Origin of the sequence: Pseudomonas sp. MWU15-20650 (assembly GCF_023242475.1) — a bacterium.
Taxonomy (GTDB): Bacteria; Pseudomonadota; Gammaproteobacteria; order Pseudomonadales; family Pseudomonadaceae; genus Aquipseudomonas.
The window spans coordinates 1-17776 of the sequence record NZ_JALJFG010000059.1 but is presented as its reverse complement, the minus strand read 5'-3'; the positions used below and the strand labels follow the sequence as shown (position 1 = coordinate 17776).

15 protein-coding genes and 1 pseudogene are annotated in these 17776 nt (G+C 60.2%); 6 read left to right on the top strand and 10 right to left on the bottom strand.

Going from position 1 to position 17776, the window contains the following annotated elements; all coding sequences use genetic code 11:
• Positions 1-283: 283 nt before the first annotated feature.
• From M5B43_RS26730 to M5B43_RS26720, 3 genes and pseudogenes are all read right to left on the bottom strand, one after another.
• Positions 284-700 carry an SRPBCC family protein gene (locus M5B43_RS26730; RefSeq protein WP_248752880.1) on the bottom strand — a complete coding sequence of 139 codons (417 nt, stop codon included), beginning with the start codon at positions 698-700 and terminating at the stop codon, positions 284-286.
• Between the two features lie 29 nt (positions 701-729).
• Complete coding sequence (locus M5B43_RS26725; protein ID WP_248752879.1) at positions 730-1527, bottom strand: SDR family oxidoreductase; 798 nt, start codon at positions 1525-1527, stop codon at positions 730-732.
• 16 nt (positions 1528-1543) lie between these two features.
• A pseudogene (locus M5B43_RS26720) lies at positions 1544-1828 on the bottom strand (aldo/keto reductase); the annotation flags it as partial.
• A 131-nt stretch (positions 1829-1959) separates the two neighbouring features.
• Here M5B43_RS26720 and M5B43_RS26715 point away from each other — a divergent pair.
• Positions 1960-2853, top strand: coding sequence for a LysR substrate-binding domain-containing protein (locus M5B43_RS26715; protein WP_248752878.1), 894 nt, complete (start codon positions 1960-1962; stop codon positions 2851-2853).
• Here the strand turns inward: M5B43_RS26715 and M5B43_RS26710 are convergent, their stop codons facing one another.
• Genes M5B43_RS26710 through M5B43_RS26700 form a run of 3 tightly spaced genes read right to left on the bottom strand, consistent with a single transcriptional unit; the run spans position 2854 to position 6619 of the window.
• A complete protein-coding gene (locus M5B43_RS26710) occupies positions 2854-4149 on the bottom strand; it encodes an FAD-binding oxidoreductase (protein ID WP_248752877.1) in 1296 nt (431 codons plus the stop codon).
• The gene (locus M5B43_RS26705) at positions 4146-5234 is read right to left on the bottom strand and encodes a polyamine ABC transporter substrate-binding protein (protein ID WP_248752876.1); all 1089 of its coding nucleotides are present in this window, start codon (positions 5232-5234) and stop codon (positions 4146-4148) included. The genes M5B43_RS26710 and M5B43_RS26705 overlap by 4 nt, the downstream gene beginning before the upstream one ends.
• A 26-nt stretch (positions 5235-5260) precedes the next feature.
• On the bottom strand, positions 5261-6619 hold the full coding sequence (locus tag M5B43_RS26700; RefSeq protein ID WP_248752875.1) for a glutamine synthetase family protein: 1359 nt from the start codon (positions 6617-6619) through the stop codon (positions 5261-5263).
• Positions 6620-6758: 139 nt separating this feature from the next.
• Here M5B43_RS26700 and M5B43_RS26695 point away from each other — a divergent pair, with 139 nt between their 5' ends.
• From M5B43_RS26695 to M5B43_RS26680, 4 genes are all read left to right on the top strand, one after another.
• Positions 6759-7655: a helix-turn-helix domain-containing protein gene (locus M5B43_RS26695; protein ID WP_248752874.1), complete on the top strand. Its 897-nt coding sequence runs from the start codon at positions 6759-6761 to the stop codon at positions 7653-7655.
• A gap of 554 nt (positions 7656-8209) precedes the next feature.
• Positions 8210-10354, top strand: a complete 2145-nt coding sequence (locus M5B43_RS26690) for a TonB-dependent siderophore receptor (RefSeq protein ID WP_248752873.1) — start codon at positions 8210-8212, stop codon at positions 10352-10354.
• 284 nt (positions 10355-10638) lie between these two features.
• Positions 10639-11040, top strand: coding sequence for a hypothetical protein (locus M5B43_RS26685; protein ID WP_248752872.1), 402 nt, complete (start codon positions 10639-10641; stop codon positions 11038-11040).
• Entirely contained in the window at positions 10968-12374 is a 1407-nt protein-coding gene (locus M5B43_RS26680; protein WP_349292386.1) for a hypothetical protein, read from the top strand. The genes M5B43_RS26685 and M5B43_RS26680 overlap by 73 nt, the downstream gene beginning before the upstream one ends.
• 86 nt (positions 12375-12460) lie before the next feature.
• On the opposite strand, the gene M5B43_RS26675 is transcribed toward M5B43_RS26680, so the two are convergent.
• Positions 12461-13591, bottom strand: a complete 1131-nt coding sequence (locus M5B43_RS26675) for an MFS transporter (RefSeq protein ID WP_248752870.1) — start codon at positions 13589-13591, stop codon at positions 12461-12463.
• Between the two features lie 97 nt (positions 13592-13688).
• Here M5B43_RS26675 and M5B43_RS26670 point away from each other — a divergent pair, with 97 nt between their 5' ends.
• On the top strand, positions 13689-14459 hold the full coding sequence (locus tag M5B43_RS26670; protein ID WP_248752869.1) for a helix-turn-helix transcriptional regulator: 771 nt from the start codon (positions 13689-13691) through the stop codon (positions 14457-14459).
• A 4-nt stretch (positions 14460-14463) separates the two neighbouring features.
• On the opposite strand, the gene M5B43_RS26665 is transcribed toward M5B43_RS26670, so the two are convergent.
• The 3 genes from M5B43_RS26665 to M5B43_RS26655 form a co-directional block, all read right to left on the bottom strand.
• Complete coding sequence (locus M5B43_RS26665) at positions 14464-14901, bottom strand: carboxymuconolactone decarboxylase family protein (protein WP_248752868.1); 438 nt, start codon at positions 14899-14901, stop codon at positions 14464-14466.
• A 93-nt stretch (positions 14902-14994) separates the two neighbouring features.
• Positions 14995-16440, bottom strand: a complete 1446-nt coding sequence (locus M5B43_RS26660) for a mechanosensitive ion channel family protein (protein WP_248752867.1) — start codon at positions 16438-16440, stop codon at positions 14995-14997.
• A 270-nt stretch (positions 16441-16710) separates the two neighbouring features.
• Positions 16711-17577 (bottom strand): pirin family protein, encoded by an 867-nt coding sequence (locus tag M5B43_RS26655; RefSeq protein ID WP_248752866.1) that lies wholly within the window; start codon positions 17575-17577, stop codon positions 16711-16713.
• Positions 17578-17776: the final 199 nt, after the last annotated feature.

Here is a 17776-nt window from a genome sequence, read left to right as displayed (position 1 = left end):
AGGCTGCGATGCAGGCGCTGCGGTCTGGCAGGCATACCGAGGTGATTCCTTCGCAGCCTCGCTGGGGCTCGACAGCTCCTACAGGGAGCTTCGTACGATGCGCTTGGCCTGTTAGTTGAAGTAGGCCGTGACGACTCTGGCGCACTCCAGGAAACAAGCTTCATGTAGGAGCTGTCGAGCTTTAGCGAGGCTGCGATGCAGGCGCTGCGGTCTGGCAGGCATACCGAGGTGATCCCTTCGCAGCCTCGCCGGGGCTCGACAGCTCCTACATTTGACGGAGCGATCAGTCTGGGAAGTTGGCGCGCAGCGCCTCTAGCCCACCGCTGTATACCCCGTTAAATAACTCCTCTGCTGCCGCATCCGTGGTCCCCGCTGCCGGGGTAAATACGCTGGACCAGGTCACTTTCGCCGAGGCATCACTCAGGGCTTCAACCTGCAAGGTCGCCAGGTAGGCACTCACCGGGAAAGGCGACTGCACGATGGTGTAGCTGTAGGTCCGTGCCACGTTATCGAAGGTCTGCAAACGCTCCACCACCACACCACCGTCGGCGGTTTGCAGGTGACGCACGCGCCCGCCTTCGCTGGGCTCGCTCTTGGCGATCAACGGCAACCAGTCCGGCAGGCTGTTGAAGCCACCAACCAACTGCCAGACCTGATCGGCCGAGACCGGGATTTCAATCACAGAAGAAGCTGTTGCCACGATCAATACTCCAAACAGGGGAAAAGAATTCAGATGGCCATGCTGTCGACCACACCGCCGTCGACCCGCAATGCGGCACCGGTGGTTGCAGAAGACAGAGGTGAAGCAATGTACGCCACCAGGTTCGCCACTTCATCCACATTGGCCGCGCGCTGGATGATCGAGGTGGGCCGCGCGTTACGCACAAACACATCCGCTTCGTCACGGGCACTGCGCCCGGACTGGGCGGTGGCGTCCTTGAGCATCTGCTCCAGGCCGTCGGTAAACGTCGGCCCCGGCAAGATCGCATTGACCGTCACGCCAGTGCCCGCCAGGCGCTTGGCCAGTCCATGGGACACCGCCAGGTTGGCGCTTTTGGTCACACCGTAATTGATCATATCGGCCGGCGTGGCCACACCGGATTCCGACGACACAAAGATCACCCGGCCCCAGCCCTGCCCGACCATGCCCGGCACATAATGCCGCGCCAGGCGCACACCGGAGATCACATTGACCTCATAGAAGCGCGTCCACTCGCTGTCCGGCGCGTCGAAGAAGTCCACGGCGTCGAAAATGCCCAGGTTGTTGACCAGGATGTCGGCACACGGTTCGGCGGCGAACAACGTCGCGGCGCCCTCTGCGGTGCCAAGGTCGGCGACCAGCCCGCGCAGGTCAGCGCCGGGAACTGCTTGGCGAATGCTCGCCAGTGCGTCATCGACCTTGACCGCGTCCCGCCCGATGACCACCACCGTAGCTCCGGATTGCGCCAGGGCCTGGCTGATACCCAGGCCAATACCCGCTGTGCTGCCGCTGACGATGGCTACTTTGCCGCTCACATCAATGTTCATCATTGCGTTCCTTACGTTAGAGAGGCAAAGGAGCACGGTCCGAAATCACTCGGGCCTCGCGCAATGCCTGCCAGAAGGCTGCTGGAATCTTCTCTGACAACGCCGCAACGTCTTCGGCAGTCCGCCCCGGACGACTGGCACCCGGAATCACCGCCGCCACCGCCGGGTGCGCCGGGGAAAACTGCAACGCAGCCGCTTTCACGCTCACGCCAAACGCCTGGGCAATCGCCTTGATCTGCTCGACCTTGGCGACGATCACCGGGCCGGCTTGCGGGAACCCGAGGTGCGCGCCGCCGGGCAATGTGTGTTTCAAACTCATGGAGCAATCCTCAATCGGTTCAAGGTCGCTGTGACCGTTGGGAAGATCCTAGATTGCACAGGTCGGACCGTCCAAGACATACTGCGACCAACTTAAGTCCTGCGAGGTCTTACATGATTGATCTACGCCAACTGCGCTACTTCGAAGTCGTGGCCGAAGAAGAACACGTCGGCCGCGCTGCCGAGCGCTTGCATATTTCCCAATCGCCCCTGAGCCGGCAGATCGCCCAACTCGAAGAACGCCTGGGCCTGACCCTGTTCGAGCGCAGCCAGCAGCGTATCCGCCTGACTCGCGACGGCCAGACGTTTCTCGCCGAAACCAAGGCCCTGCTCACCCATGCCAACCGCCTGGAGTCACTGGGTAAGCGCCTGGGCCGGGGTGAAGAAGGCGGTTTGTGCATCGGCTACATCGAGAACGCCATGCATGCCGGCGTACTGCCCAACGCACTGCGCGTCTTACGCGACGACCGACCCGCCGTGCACATCAAGCTGTACAACCTGCCATCCCTGGAACAATTGGAGGGCCTGCGCCAACGCAGCCTGGACATCGCCCTGGTAGGCGAGCCACCGGCCGCCGATGACCCGGACCTGAGCGCCTTGCAGGTGCTCGACGATCCGATGCTACTGGCATTGCCGGAACATCACCCCCTCGCCCAACAAAAACGCTTGCTGCCCGACGACCTGGCCGAACAACACTGGATCGGTGTGCAGCGCAAACCGGGCGCCCACCCGGCCGATGATTTTGTCGCCGCCTGCATCCGCGCCGGGTTCACCCCGCAGATTCCCATGGAAGCCAGCGAGCCGTTTACCGCCTTGGGCCTGGTCGCCTCGGGGCTCGGCGTGGCCATGGTACAAAAAGGCTTGAACCGCAACGCACCGCCCGGCGTGGTGTTGCGCGAATTGCCGTGGCTGACTTACACCACGCCACTGTGGGCCGCGTGGCACCGGATCAACCTGCGGCCGCTGGTGGAAACCTTCAGGAAGGTGCTGACCGAACCGCAAAGCTGATCAGCCCAGCCTCTCGCGCAAGCGGTACCAAAGCATCCCCAGCGCCAACAGCGGTGAGCGCAACGCCTTGCCGCCCGGAAACGTCATGTGCGGCACCTGGCTGAAAATATCCAGGCCCGGGCTTGTGCCTGCGTGAATGCCTTCGGCCAGCAGCCGCGCGCACCAATGGGTCACGTTGAGCCCATGGCCGGAGTAACCCTGGGCATAGAATACATTCGGGTACTGCTTCAACCGCCCCACCTGGGGAAAGCGGTTGGCCGTGATCCCGATCTTGCCCCCCCACTGGAACGCGATGGCAGTGTTCGCCAACTGCGGGAAGACCTTGAGCATTTTGGGCCGCATATACGCGGCGATGTCCTGGGGATCGCGCCCCGAGTAATGGCAGGCGCCCCCAAACAACAGGCGGCGATCAGCGGAAAGCCGGTAGTAATCCAGCCCGACTTTCTGGTCACACAACGCCAGGTTCTGCGGGATCAAGGACTGGGCCACGGCCTGCGATAACGGCTCGGTGGCGATGATGTAACTGCCGGCCGGCAGCACCTTGCCGCTCAGGCGCGGCTCCAGTTCATCCAGATGCGCATTGCAGGCCAGCACCAGGTGGTTGGCGCGCACCGTACCGCCGGCACAACGTACCTGGACCGTGTCGCCATGGACCAACGCCAGCACGGGGGTGTGTTCAAAAATCCGCACCCCCAGCGACTCGGCGACCTGTGCCTCGCCCAACACCAGGTTCAACGGGTGCAAGTGGCCGGAACCCATGTCCACCAGGCCACCGACATACACGCTCGAGTCGACCACCTCGCGCATCGCCCGTGGGCCCACCAAGCGGGTCTCAGGGGCATAGCCCAGCGCCGCCAAGTGCTCCTGTTCCCCCTTGAACGCCGCGAACTGCGCCGGGGTATTGGCCAGCTCGCAAAAGCCCCAGCGCAAATCGCAGTCAATGCGGTGCTGAGCAATGCGCTCGCCCACCAGCGCCACCGAGTCAATCCCGGCCCGTTCCAGGTAACGCACGCCCTCCTCGCCCACAGACTTGGCAAACCCCGAGAGATCATGGCCGATCCCCCGAATCAACTGCCCGCCGTTGCGCCCGCTGGCGCCCCAGCCAATGCGCCGGGCCTCCAGCAGGATCACCGAGAGCCCGCGCTGGGCCAACTCAATGGCGGTATTGACCCCAGTGAACCCACCGCCGACCACACACACATCGGCATTCAGGTCTGCACCCAGCGATGGACGCTCAGGCAGGGCGTGGGCCGAGGCCCGGTAATAGGACTGGGCATGGTCGTTGGATTGAATCATTTATTGGTCTTCACTTTGCTCCAGGCGCGGGTCATCAGGCGCATGGTCGCCGGGGTCGGCGTGGTGGAAATGTAGAGTTTGTCGAGTACCGCCTGGGACGGGTACACCTCGGGGTTGTCCACCAACTCCGGGGCCATAAACGGTTTGGCCGCCGGGTTGGCGTTGGCATACCCCACCGAGGCACTGACCTTGGCGATCACCTGCGGGTCGAGCAGGTAGTTGATAAAGGCGTGGGCTTCTTTCGGGTTGCTCGCGTCCGCTGGGATAGCCAGCAGGTCGAACCACAGGTTGGCGCCCTCCTTGGGAATCGAGTAAGCGATATTCACGCCGTTCTTGGCTTCCTTGGCGCGATTGGCGGCCTGGAACACATCGCCCGAATAACCAAAGGCCACGCAGATATCGCCGTTGGCCAGGTCCGAAATGTACTTGGAGGAATGGAAGTAAGTGATGTAAGGCCGCAGTGTCAGCAGCTTGGCTTCGGCCTGCTGGTAATCTTCGGGGTTCTCACTGCGCGGGTCTTTGCCCAGGTAGTTGAGGATCGCCGGGAACAGTTCATCCGCCGAGTCCAGGAAGGCGACGCCGCACTGGTTGAGCTTCTTGATGTTCTCCGGTTCGAACAGCACCGCCCACGAGTCGACGTGGTCGATACCCAGCACCTGCTTGACCTTGTCGACGTTGTAGCCGATGCCGTTGGTGCCCCACAAGTACGGCACCGAGTGCGCGTTGCCCGGGTCGTTTTTCTCCAGCAGCTTGAGCAGCTTGGGGTCGAGGTTCTTGAAATTGGGTAACTGCGCGCGGTCGAGCGTGAGGAACGCCCCGGCCTTTACCTGGCGTGCCAGGAAATGGTTGGACGGCACCACCACGTCATAGCCGGTGCGCCCGGCCAGCAACTTGCCCTCCAGGGTTTCGTTGGAGTCGAACACGTCATAGATCACCTTGATCCCCGTCTTGGCCTGGAAATCGGCCAAGGTGGTCTCGCCGATATAGTCGGTCCAGTTGTAGACACTCACCGTTTGTGCCGCTTCGCTGGTGCTGCTGAATGCTGCCACAAGGGCCAGCGGGAGAAGTTTGCTCACAAGACGCATGTCGACACCCTTTTTTTATGATGGTTTTAGACGCTCAACAGCAGGAACTCACGCTCCCAGGAACTGATCACCCGCTTGAAATTCTCATGCTCGGCGCGCTTGACCGCGACGTAGCCACGCACGAATTTGTCGCCCAGGTATTGCTTGACCGTGTCGCAGTCCTCCATGCGTGCCAGCGCATCTTCGAGGGTGAACGGCAGGCGCAGGTTACGCCGCTCATAAGCGCGGCCTTCCACCGGCGCGCTGGGTTCAATCTGTTCGATCATGCCCAGGTAGCCGCACAACAGGCTGGCGGCGATGGCCAGGTACGGGTTGGCATCGGCACCCGGCAGGCGGTTTTCCACGCGCATCGCGTCCGGGCTGGAGGTGGGCACACGCAGGCCGACGGTGCGGTTTTCTTCGCCCCATTCGACGTTGACGGGTGCCGAGGTGTCCGGCAGGAAGCGGCGGAACGAGTTCACGTTGGGCGCAAACATCGGCAGCAGCTTGGGGATGTATTTCTGCAAACCACCGATGTGATGCAAAAACAACGTGCTCATCTTGCCGTCGGCATCGACGAAAACGGGTTTGCCGGTGGCGATGTCCACCACGCTCTGGTGCAAGTGCATGGCGCTGCCTGGCTCATCGGCCACGGGTTTGGCCATGAAGGTGGCGGCCACGTTGTGCTTGAGCGCGGCCTCACGCAGGGTACGCTTGAACACGGTGATCTGGTCGGCCAGGTCGAGCGCGTCGCCATGCCGGAAGTTGATCTCCATCTGCGCCGGGCCGTCTTCGTGGATCAACGTATCGAGGTCCAGGCCCTGGGCTTCGCACCAGTCGTAGACGTCTTCGAACAGCGGGTCGAACTCGTTGGCCGCATCGATGGAAAACGACTGGCGCCCGGTTTCGGCACGGCCGGAGCGGCCCACAGGGGTTTTCAGCGGCAGGTCGGGGTCTTCGCAACGCTGGGTCAGGTAGAACTCCATTTCGGGCGCGACAATCGGCTGCCAGCCCTGCTCGGTGTACAGCTGCAGGACTTTTTTCAGCACGTTGCGCGGCGACAACTCGATCGGGCGGCCCTGTTTGTCGAAGGTGTCGTGGATCACGATGGCCGTCGGTTCGATGGCCCATGGCACCACGTAGGTGGCGTTGGCCACCGGCCGGCAAATCATGTCGATATCAGCCGGGTCGAGCAGGTCGTAGTAGACATCGTCGTCGACAAAGTCCCCGGTTACCGTTTGCAGCAGCACACTTTCCGGCAGGCGCATGCCTCGCTCATGCAGGAACTTGTTGGTGGGCGCAATCTTGCCGCGTGCGATGCCAGTCAAGTCACTGATCACGCATTCGACTTCGGTAATCTTGTGTTCTTTCAGCCAGGCGGACAGCTGATCGAAGGGGGCGTTCATAAGGACCTCGTCTTGGGTGGGATACGACGCCGGCTTGTACTCCCGGCGCATTGAGGTCTATCTTGGGCCAGCCTTGCAAAGGCATCTATCCACTTTGTACGCAACACAACGCACCAATAGAGTGCGCACGGATCACCCCATGACACAGGCACCCGCTTTGCGCGTACAGGCTTTCACCACCGGTGATGTGGCCGCTCAATGCAATGCGACACCCGGCTGGGTACAGCAATACCAACAGATGTCCCCCGGGCATTTTTCCGGGCGGGTGCGCTACCTCGACCTGCAAGGCGTGCAGGTGTACGAAGAGTGCATGAACACCCGCGTGGAACAGCACTTCAATGCACCGCCCGGTTCCCTGGCGTTCTGTTTCGACGGCAGCGATAACGCGCTGTACATGCTCAATGGCGAAAGCCGCAACACCTGGATCACCCCGGAAAACTACCGCGAAGTGGCCGTGGTCTTCGGCCCGCAGTTCGTGCAGCGCCATGGCCTGGATGTGGCAAAACTGGAAGGGTTGTTCATGGCACCGCTGACGTGCCAGCAGAACGCACTGTTCACCCGCTGGCTCAGTGGCACGCTGACGCGCTTGTCGACCCTCACCGACCCCATCAGCCGCGATGCTCTCACCCAGCAGTTGCTGGATGACTGCCTGTTTATCCTCGATAACGCCTGCGTCTGCCTGGACCGCAGCTCATTACTGCGCCGCAGCGAAGAACGCCGGCTGATGGCGCGCATTGGCGAATGGGCGGCGCAGGCGCCGGATGAAACCATCAATCTGCTGGAACTGGCGCACATTGCCGGTGTGCCGTTGCGTCAATTACAACAAGGCTTCAAGACCTACACCGGGATGAGCCCGGCGCAGTGGTTACGCTTGCGCCGCTTGAATGGGGCGCGACGGGAGCTGTTGAGCAGTGCTGGCACCACCGTGGCCGAGGTGGCGATGAATTGGTCGTTCTGGCATTTGGGGCGGTTTTCCAACAGCTATCGGGCGTTGTTCCAGGAACTGCCCAGCGAAACCCTCAAGCGTCACGGTTGAAATACGCTCAACCTGTAGAAGGGGGCTTGCTCCCGATGGCGGTCAGCTGAGGATAAGCTGACTTCACCACCGCTATCGGGAGCAAGCCCCCTCCCACACTTGGATCTGCTGTGTGTCTGTTATTGAAGGTGCTGGCTTGTACTGGCTGTTCACCCAATAGCCCTGACACACCACAGTAAAAAATGTGGGAGGGGGCTTGCTCCCGATTTCAGTGGGACAGCTGAGGATAAGCTGACTGACCCACCGCCATCGGGAGCAAGCCCCCTCCCACACTTTGATCTGCTGTGTGTCTGTTATTGAAGGTGCTGGCTTTGCCGGCGGCGGTTGCTATTGCAGGCAGTTTGCACCCAATTGTCCTGACACAGCACCGTAAAAATGTGGGAGGGGGCTTGCTCCCGATGGTAGTGGGTCAGCTGAGAATAAGCTGACTGATCCACCGCTATCGGGAGCAATCCCCTCCCACATTAGGCCGAGTGCTTACCCAGCACCTTGTAAAACCCCGCACATACCCCTAGCTTATGCGCCCCCCAAACTGCGCTTTAAGGCCCTGCCCCATGGTTTTGCGTTTTCGTCCCGTCGTCAGTACACGTTTCGCCCTCGGCCTGCTGCTCAGCGGCGGTATCGGCAACAGTTGGGCGGCGCAGATTGAACTGCCGACGGTGCAGGTACAGGGCCAGGACGAGTCCGGCTATCGCGCAGACACCGCCTCGGTCGGTGGCTTCAACGAGGCGCCGCTGCTGGACACCCCGGCCTCGATCACGGTGATCAACGCCGCGCAGATCAAGGACCAGCAGGCACGCTTGCTCAGCGAAGTGCTGCGCAACGACGCGTCGGTCGGCGACAGCTACGCGCCGATTGGCTATTACGAAAACTTCGTGGTGCGCGGCTTCTCGTTGAATGCGGCGAGCAGTTACAAGATCAACGGGCGCACCATCACCGGGGAGCAGAACGTGGCCCTGGAAAACAAGCAGCAGGTGGAAGTGCTCAAGGGCCTGGCGGCTTTGCAAAGCGGGATTTCCGAGCCCGGCGGCGTGATCAACTACGTGACCAAGCGCCCGGAGGACGTGCGCTCGGTGACCGTCTCCACCGATGATCGCGGCAGTGGTTATATCGCCACGGATGTCGGCGGCTGGTTTGGCAGTGAGCAGCAATTTGGCCTGCGCGCCAACGTGGCTCATGAGGACCTGCACTCCTACGTGGAGCATGCCAATGGCCAACGCGATTTCCTGTCCCTGGCCTTCGACTGGAACATCAGCCCCGACGCGGTGCTGCAACTGGATGCGGAATACCAGAACAAACAACAGCGCTCGGTGCCGGGCTACCAGTTGCTGGGCGGCACCCAGGTGCCCCACGACGCCTCACCGAAAAAACTGCTGGGGCATCAGACTGGCGGCAAGCAGGTGGGTATTGACTCGCTGAACCTCAACGGCAAGTTCGAATACCGCTTCAGCGATCAGTGGAAAGGCAACATCAGCGCCGCACGCAGCAAAGTGGTGATCGATGACTACAGCTCGTTTGCCTGGGGTGGGGACACTAATGGCCTTGGCAATTACTTTACCCCAGAGGGTGACTACGGCATCTACGACTACCGCAGCCCCGACGACACCCGTCGCGACGACGAAGTCCAAGCGGCCATGACCGGTTTGTTCGACACCGCCGGCCTAGGCCATGAACTGACCTTTGGTACCAGCGCGTTTCGCCGGGTGATCGACAAGCGCGAAGCGCTCAACGAGTACCTCGGCAGCGGCAATATCAATGACGATGCGCCAAGCTTCCCGCCCACCGACAAGCCGCTGAACGACAGCCATCACAACCTCGACAGCCGCCAGTACGGCCTGTTCGTCACCGACCGCATTCGCTTCAACGAGCAATGGCAAACCATCCTGGGCGGGCGCGAAGTGCGTCTGGATGAAACAGCCTTCGACGAAAATGGCGACGAAACCCGCCATACCCAGCAATACGTATTCCTGCCCCAGGCTGCGCTGATCTACAAACCGGTGGACAACGTTTCGCTCTACACCCGCTACAGCAAGGGCTTGTCGTTGGGCGGCACGGCGCCTTGGTTTGCGAACAATGCGAGCGAAACCCTGGCCCCCACCACCTCACGGCAAATCGAAGCCGGGGTGAAATACGACTGGCGCCGCATCAGCTTTGCCGCTGCCGTGTTCCAGACGCGCCAGGCTTACCAGTACGCCAAGCCGGAGGACGACGGCACGTTCACCTACGTGCAACAGGGCCAGCAAAAGAATACCGGTCTGGAACTGTCCGCCAACGGCTGGGCCACCGACCGCCTGCAAATCGCCACCAGCGTAGCGGCGATTCGCGCCCGGGTGAACAACAGCGGCACGCCGGACTACGAAGGCCACCAGGCAATCAACGTGCCCAAGCTGCGCGCCAGTGTGTACGCCGATTATGCACTGCCGTGGGTCAATGGCCTGGCGGTGTTGGGCGGTGTGCAATACAGCGCCAAGAAGTACGCCAACCGCAGCGGCAACGTGGAGGTGGGTGATTACGCGGTGGTCAATGTGGGCAGCCGTTACACCACCAAGGTCGATGGCTATGAAACCGTGTTTCGCCTGAGCGTCGACAACCTGTTCGACAAGCGCTACTGGCGCGACGCTGGTGAATACATGGGCGATGATTACCTGTTCCAGGGCGCACCGTTGACGGCGCGCTTGAGTGCGTCAGTGAGTTTCTGACCCCAGTGCAGGCTGCGAACACTAGTGTTTTATTAACTCAAATGCCTGACAAGTAAAAAACATTCTCCGCACTCATGAATCAACCCTATCCACCGTCACATATATTTAACAAATAGTATGACGGTGGCACTCATTCGACACCAGTTCACCATACCCCGAACGCCCCCATTCAAAATAGCGAAATATAAAAACACAAAAACCCTCTATTACATCCAGCTCTCGAAGATACACTTACTGCGAAGAAAAACCGCCAACAACCAACACAAGCAAGAGAGCTGGACTCTATGAACATGATTACATCACACACAACTTCTCAATACATCAAATCCTACAACCCTGATCCCGCCCGCATCATGAATGAAAAAACAGAGCCCGAACCTCACGGGCCTCAGAACAATGACAGAATTAAAACCTCACTTCGTCTCGCACACAAGCACGGCCTAGATATTAAAAGAACCAATATCCCTCCGGAAGTCGAACTACCCACTGACATACCGCACCTGTTCTTCTACAGCAGCCAGAAAAAACAGTGGCTGATCGGCGGACAGAATGTCAGTTATATCTCCCCATTCGATACGGGCGGCCTGATTCCTGACACACAACCCCCTATCACATTTTTTCCATATCCCATCACAACTGGATCCCCTCTCTCACACTACCCCAGAAGGCCAGGGATAATGATTTGATCATTCTGTCGTCGTCGGCCGCCAAGGGTACAACTATAAATGGCGCACATCTTTTCCCTGCAGGCCCTCATACAATCAATAAAGACGAACGCCATATCTTTCGATACTCAGCCAGCCAGGCACAATGGACTCTTGAGCAGCCGCCCAAAGTGACCACGACCACCACCGGCCCTGTGCTGCCCAGCACGCCAACAAAACCCGTCACCCCAGAACCTGGTCTCAATGAAAAGCAACTCATTAAATTATCAGGTTCAAAAACACTGGTCACAATGAGCGCCACCAACAGCCCGGATAATTTGGTGTTACCCCCTCATGCCCACGATCGCGACCGCGTGGTGATAACCTCAACCTCGAATAAACCAGTCCACATAGACAGCTTGAACATTAACAACCCGAGCGCTATGCAGGTCGAGGCTGGCGACAAATATGAACTCATGTACCTTAAGCAAAATAGCAAATGGGAAGTGATGAGCGCCCCACAAAGCCATTACTCGGCGAAGCAGTTGAGTGATGCACGGGTCCCCCCACTGACCAAGCCAAAAACGATCATCGATGTTAATACAAAGGATTGGGGGCATCCCCTAAAGTTACCTGCCAGCGCAGTTCCCGGCAGCAGAGTCATCGTGCGTTCAAAGTCGGAACAACCTTTTACAATTAACGCATCCTCCGATCACCTTATCAGACCGAATGAAATCATCGCGTTCAAAGCTGATGAAAAAGGTAAGCTGAACAAAGAAACTGTCACTATTGATCTCTTACTGCTGTACAGCGACAAGGCGAGAGAGAGACTGGGCGCGGAAAAAATGGTATCCCGGCTGACAGAGGGGCTACACCTTACCAATGAAGCCCTCGAAAACTCAGGGGCCAATTTCAGATTTCGCAGCACTGCCATAAAAGAAGTCAAGGCGGCCCCCAGCTGGACCAAGCTGATACACCCATTGGCAGCCTTAAGGGAAGACCCTGGCATTCAAAACTCAAGAAACACCCTTAAGGCAGACGGGATTTATTACGAGGGAACTGAAAACAACTACGCGGGACAGGCATATCTCAAAGCGAGTGCACGCAATATGGTCGCTGTCGGCAGTATCGACGCCCCGACCATCGTCATGCGCCATGAGCTCGGACATAACATGGGGGTTGAGCACGGTGGAGCAAGCACCTCCTTCGACCAGGGTTACACGCCATTCAAAACCATCATGGGAGGTAATGGTATTCCCTATTACTCCACACCCCATCGATATACTCCCGATGGTGAGCCCCTAGGCGTAGAAAACAAAATTGACGCGGTACGAACTATGAACGCGTTCTCATCCAGAGTCGCTGCTTATCGATAAACACCGCTCTTGGCATCGGAAATGAACTTGCTTGGGCTTCTTACGAAATCATTCGCTAGGCGTCGCGCTAAGAGAGCAAGACCAAGTCAACTTCTGAAGACCCGCGGCGTTGCCAGCCACAACGCCGCCAGGCCGCATACCAACAGGCTCCAGCCAAGGTCCTGGGTCCATGCCACCAGGGTCAGCCCGCCACCAATCACCAGGTAATACAGCAAGCCAAACAAGGCGGCGGCAGTGCCGAGACGATCGCGGTAGTCGACTAACGCGCCGCCGAGCACGTTGGGTATCGCCATGCCGAATGCCAGCACCACCAGCAACATCGGCCATACCAATAACCAGCTGTGTTGCAGGGCCAGTACCAGCAGGCTCCCCACCACCGCCACTGCAGCAGCGACAAACACCAATTGATCGCTGTCGATACCACGCTTGAGCAAGGCTTTGTTCAGCCACGCCCCCAGGCCGGCCCCCAACGCCAGCAGCACGCCGCTGTAGCCGAACTCGGCAGTGGAGCGCCCCAGGTGCGCGAAGATAAACGGCCCCACGCTGTAATAGCTGAACAGCGCAATATTGAAGGCTGCCACCAATCCGACCGAGTGCCAGATTCCGGCATCCTTGAGCATCAGTCCGAGTGTCTGGCCAAGGGCGGCCGTGGGCAACGATGCCGGGCGTGTTTCCGGCAAGGCCCACAGGCACCAGGCCCACAACCCCAGTGCGAGCAGCAGCAATGTGCCAAGCACGCCACGATAGCCGAAGCACTCCACCAGGCTCGCACCGCTGAATAACCCGATGGCGGGGCTGGCCGCCAGCGCAATGCCCATCAGCGAAAACACCTGGGCCAGTCCAGCGCCGTGGAACCGGTCACGCAACACGGTCTGCGTGACCACCGACCCCACCGCCGCACCGAAAGCAGCCCACGCCTGGGCCAGCAACAAACCGCTGAATGTGGTCACATTCAAGGCCAGCGCCGAAGCGCCTGCATAAACCCCAAGCCCGATCAGCATCACGGGCCGCCGCCCCCAACGATCGCTCAAGCGCCCCCATACCACTACACCAAAGGCAAAGGCCAGGAAGTACACCGACAGGGTCTGCCCCGCCCGCTCAGGCACGACCGCGAAGACCCGACCGATATCGCCCAGGGCCGGGCTGTACAGGGTCTGGGCCAATTGCGGGAACATCAGCAAGGCCATCGTCAGCATCAGCAAATTTCCAGACTTCATCACCAGGTCCATCCATAAAACAATGGACGAATTCTAGGGCGCGCCAACTGGGGTATTATCCAGACTTCGACATTTTATCCATGAAATCGGACAAACCATGGCTTGGCTCGAAGCAACTGCGTCTTTCAATCCCGACGCGTTTGCCGCTCCCGTGATCGGCATCGCTGCGGTGCTGGGCAATCACGACTCCGGCATGCATCACCACCAGCGCGGGCAGTTGCTGTTCACCCAGCAAGGTTGCACGCGCATCACGCTGGACACTCAGCTGTGCCTGCTGCCGCCCACCCGCGCTGCCTGGATACCCTGCGGCCTGCCTCACCGCGCGGTGATGCAGTACGCAGTGGATTACCGGTCTGTATACGTGAGCGCGGCCCTGGCCGGGCAGTTACCCGCGCAGGTGCGAGTGATCCAAGTGAGTACCTTGCTGCGGGCCGTACTGGAACCGATGGCCATGGCACCCTTCGAGACCGATTGGCACACCGGCCGCTATGCCCACTTGCTTGGGCTGTGCCTGGACGAAATCCGCCACGCGGTCGAGCAACCCCTGCTCCTGCCGTTGCCGCGCGACAAGCGCCTGGCCCCCTTGCTGGCCCAACTCGACCGCTTGCCACCTACATTGCAGGAACTGGAACAGCACATTGGCGCCAGCACCAAGACCATTGGCCGGATTTTTCTCAGGGAGACCGGCCTGGGGTATCAGCAGTGGCGCCAACAGTGGCGACTGATGCGGGTGATCGAACTGCTCGCCACCGGGCGCAGCCTGGGCTACTGCGCCTTTGAACTGGGCTTCGCCAGCGACAGTGCGCTGATCGCCTTTTTCAAAGGCATGACCGGCAGCACCCCGCGTGGTTATTTCAAAGCCAACTGATGCCTTACTTGGGCATCTTGCGAAACCCCACCGCCAGGCGATTCCAGCTGTTGATGGTGGCGATGGCCACGCTCAGGTCGACTTGCTCCTGCGCACTGAATTCGGCGGCCAGGGCGTTGAAATCTTCATCCGGGGCGTGGGTGTGACTGAGCAGGGTCAGGCTTTCGGCCCAGGCCAGGGCGGCGCGTTCACGTGGGGTGAAAAATGGCGTTTCGCGCCAGGCCGACAGGGTGTACAAGCGCCGCTCGGTCTCGCCGCCTTTGCGCGCATCGGCGGTGTGCATGTCGAGGCAGAACGCGCAGCCGTTGATTTGCGAGACGCGCAGGCGCACCAGTTCCAACAATGGCAATTCGATGGAGAGTTTGCCCACCGCCGCTTCCAGGGCGAGCATGGCTTTCATGGCGTCCGGGGAAGCGGTGTAGAAATCGGTACGGGTTTGCATGGTGAGGCTCCAGAACAGTGGGAATGGGGGCTAGCGTAGCCACCAGAACGTTCTGGAGAAATAACCAATTCAGACGAAGAGCAGGTGACCAATCTACAGGCCGCGGTCCCTCAACCACTGCAGGAAGCCCTTTTTCACCGGCGCCGCCGGGACGTCCTGGGTCAGGGTCTTGGCGGCGTGCAGGCGGAAATCCAACAGCGCCTTCATCGCCTCGCCAATGTCGTGTCGAGCGTCCAGGCAAGGCTTCAAATATTCATTCTCGATACGGTACAGCGTGCAATACGTCTTGGCCGTAAAGTCCGCCAACGCCGCCTGGTCGGACAGTATCCCCGCCTCGCCAATCACCTCCCCCGGCCCCATGCGCCCGGCTTCGAACTTGTGCCCGTCCTTGATCAACATCACCGAGACCACGCCGGACTCGATAATGAACAGATGATCGCTGACCTCCCCCGCCGGCAGGATCATCTCGCCGGCACGGTAGGTGTGCAAGGTCATGTTTTGGCTGAAGGTGTCTTTTTCTTCCTGGCGCAGGGTCGAGAAGATCGACGAACGCTCAAGCAACGCCCGCGCGCCGGTGAGCGCTGGCGGCATAGTGCTTTCGGTGGCGGACAGCAGGCCCACGCCTGCCGCTTGCAGGTGCCGGAAAGCCAGGTCGTAAAGCTGGTTGCGCACCTCGCGCTTGAGCCCCATGGCCGGCACAAAGCCACTGATCTCATATTCGGTGCCGCTGCTGGTCGAACTCTTGAACGCCACGCTGGGGGCCGGCGTGGCCAGCAGTGGACGGCATCCCTGCATCGCGCGCTCCAATGCCTCGATCACCGTTTGCGGGCGCGCATGGGGGCTCACTTGCAGGCTGACCGCCAGGCCGAACATGTCCGCCGGGCGTGAGAAGTTGATGATCTTGGCCTTGGCCGCCAGCGAGTTGGGAATCACCGCCATGCTGCCCTGGGAAGTTTGCAGCCGTGTGGCGCGCCAGTCGATATCGGTGACGCGGCCTTCGGTGCCGTCGATGGAGATCCAGTCATCGATCTGGTAAGGCTTGGTGGTGTTGAGGACGATCCCGGAAAACACGTCGCTCAAGGTGCTTTGCAATGCCAGGCCGACGATGATCGCCACCGCGCCGGACGTGGCGAGCACGCCCTTGACCGGCAGGTCGAGCACATAGGCCATGGCGGCAATGATCGCAATCAGGAAGATCACCGCCCCCATCAGGTCTTGCAACAAGCGCCCGGTGTGGCCGACCCGCTGCATCATCACCGTGCCGAGCAAGACCGTCAGGGTGCGCGCCGCGAACAGCCACCAGCCGATCTGCAGCGCGGTGGCGGCCAGGTGCAAGGTGGTGTCGCCGGCGTAGGGCGCACCTTGCATGGGGTTCATACCATCGTTGAACAACACGGCACTGAACACCGCAAAAATCGCCAACCGCGCCGCGAGTTTCCAGTTGGCCAGGTTGACCGAGATGAGTCGCCACACGGCGATGTCGATAAAGATCAGCGCCAAGGCGCACAGCATCGGGTGATCAGCGATAAATGAGGGCATCCAGGCGACTCCAGGGCGAATGCGCAGAAGATCGCATGAAATCGAGAGGACGGGTATAGCGCAAGAAAAATGTAGGCGCGGGCCAGCTGGGGTGAGGGAGGCCCCACGCCCCCTTCAAACTGAAACCCCTGTGGCGAGGGAGCTTGCTCCCGTTGGACTGCGCAGCAGTCCCATTTTTTGTAAACAAAGAGCGGGGCTGCTTCGCAGCCCAACGCGGGACAAGCCCGCTCGCCACAACAAGCCCGCCCACAAAGGTTATGCGACAAGCATTCAGGCGTGCATTTGCCCGAACTTGCCCGACTGGAAGTCGGCAAATGCCTGGTGGATCTCCTGCTCGGTGTTCATCACAAATGGGCCGTGACCAACGATGGGCTCGTCGATGGGCTCACCGCTGAGCAGCAGCACCTTGGCGTCGTCGTTGGACTCCAGGGTGAGTTGATCACCGTCGCGTTCGAACAATGCCAATTGCCCTTGGCGCGCGACTTCCTCGCCATTGATCTGCACCGTGCCGCTGAGGATCACCAAGGCGGTGTTGCGCCCGGCGTGCAGGTCCAGGGTGACCGTTCTACCGGCGTTAAGGCGCAAGTCCCACACGTCAATCGGCGTGAAGGTGCGAGCCGGGCCTCGAGTACCGGCGAAATCACCGGCGATCAGGCGCAGGGTCCCGGCATCGTTGGCCAATGGCAGCACAGGAATGTCGCCATCCACGATCGTCTGGTAACCAGCATCCGCCATTTTGTCCTTGGCCGGCAGGTTGACCCACAGTTGCACCATCTCCATGGCCCCGCCACTACGGGCAAAGGCTTCGGAGTGGAACTCCTCGTGGAGAATCCCCTTGGCCGCCGTCATCCATTGCACATCGCCAGGACCGATTTTGCCGCCTGCGCCAGTGGAATCGCGGTGCTCGACCTCACCTTCGTAGACGATCGTTACGGTTTCGAAGCCACGATGCGGATGCTGGCCGACGCCGCGACGTTGTTCGGTAGGTGTGAAATCGACCGGGCCAGCGTGGTCCAGCAACAGGAACGGGCTGATGTGCTTGCCCATCGTGTCGTAGGAAAACAGCGTGCGTACCGGAAAGCCATCACCGACCCAATGGGCGCGGGGGCTGGTGTAGATACCGATCAGTTTTTTCATGGTGTACCTCCAAAGTCTCTACACCATAAGCCTACCCGCCCTTGAGCACTAGCCGGCAAAAGCAGCGCTGATTGTTCTATGCATAGGACAATCCTTGCGTCAGACGTGAGCACCGCTGCTCCTGCCAACTCCGCGCGGTTTGCTGCTGAAACTTCCCACGTAACGGCCGGATAAGCTCTACTCCCCGCCCCTGAAAACG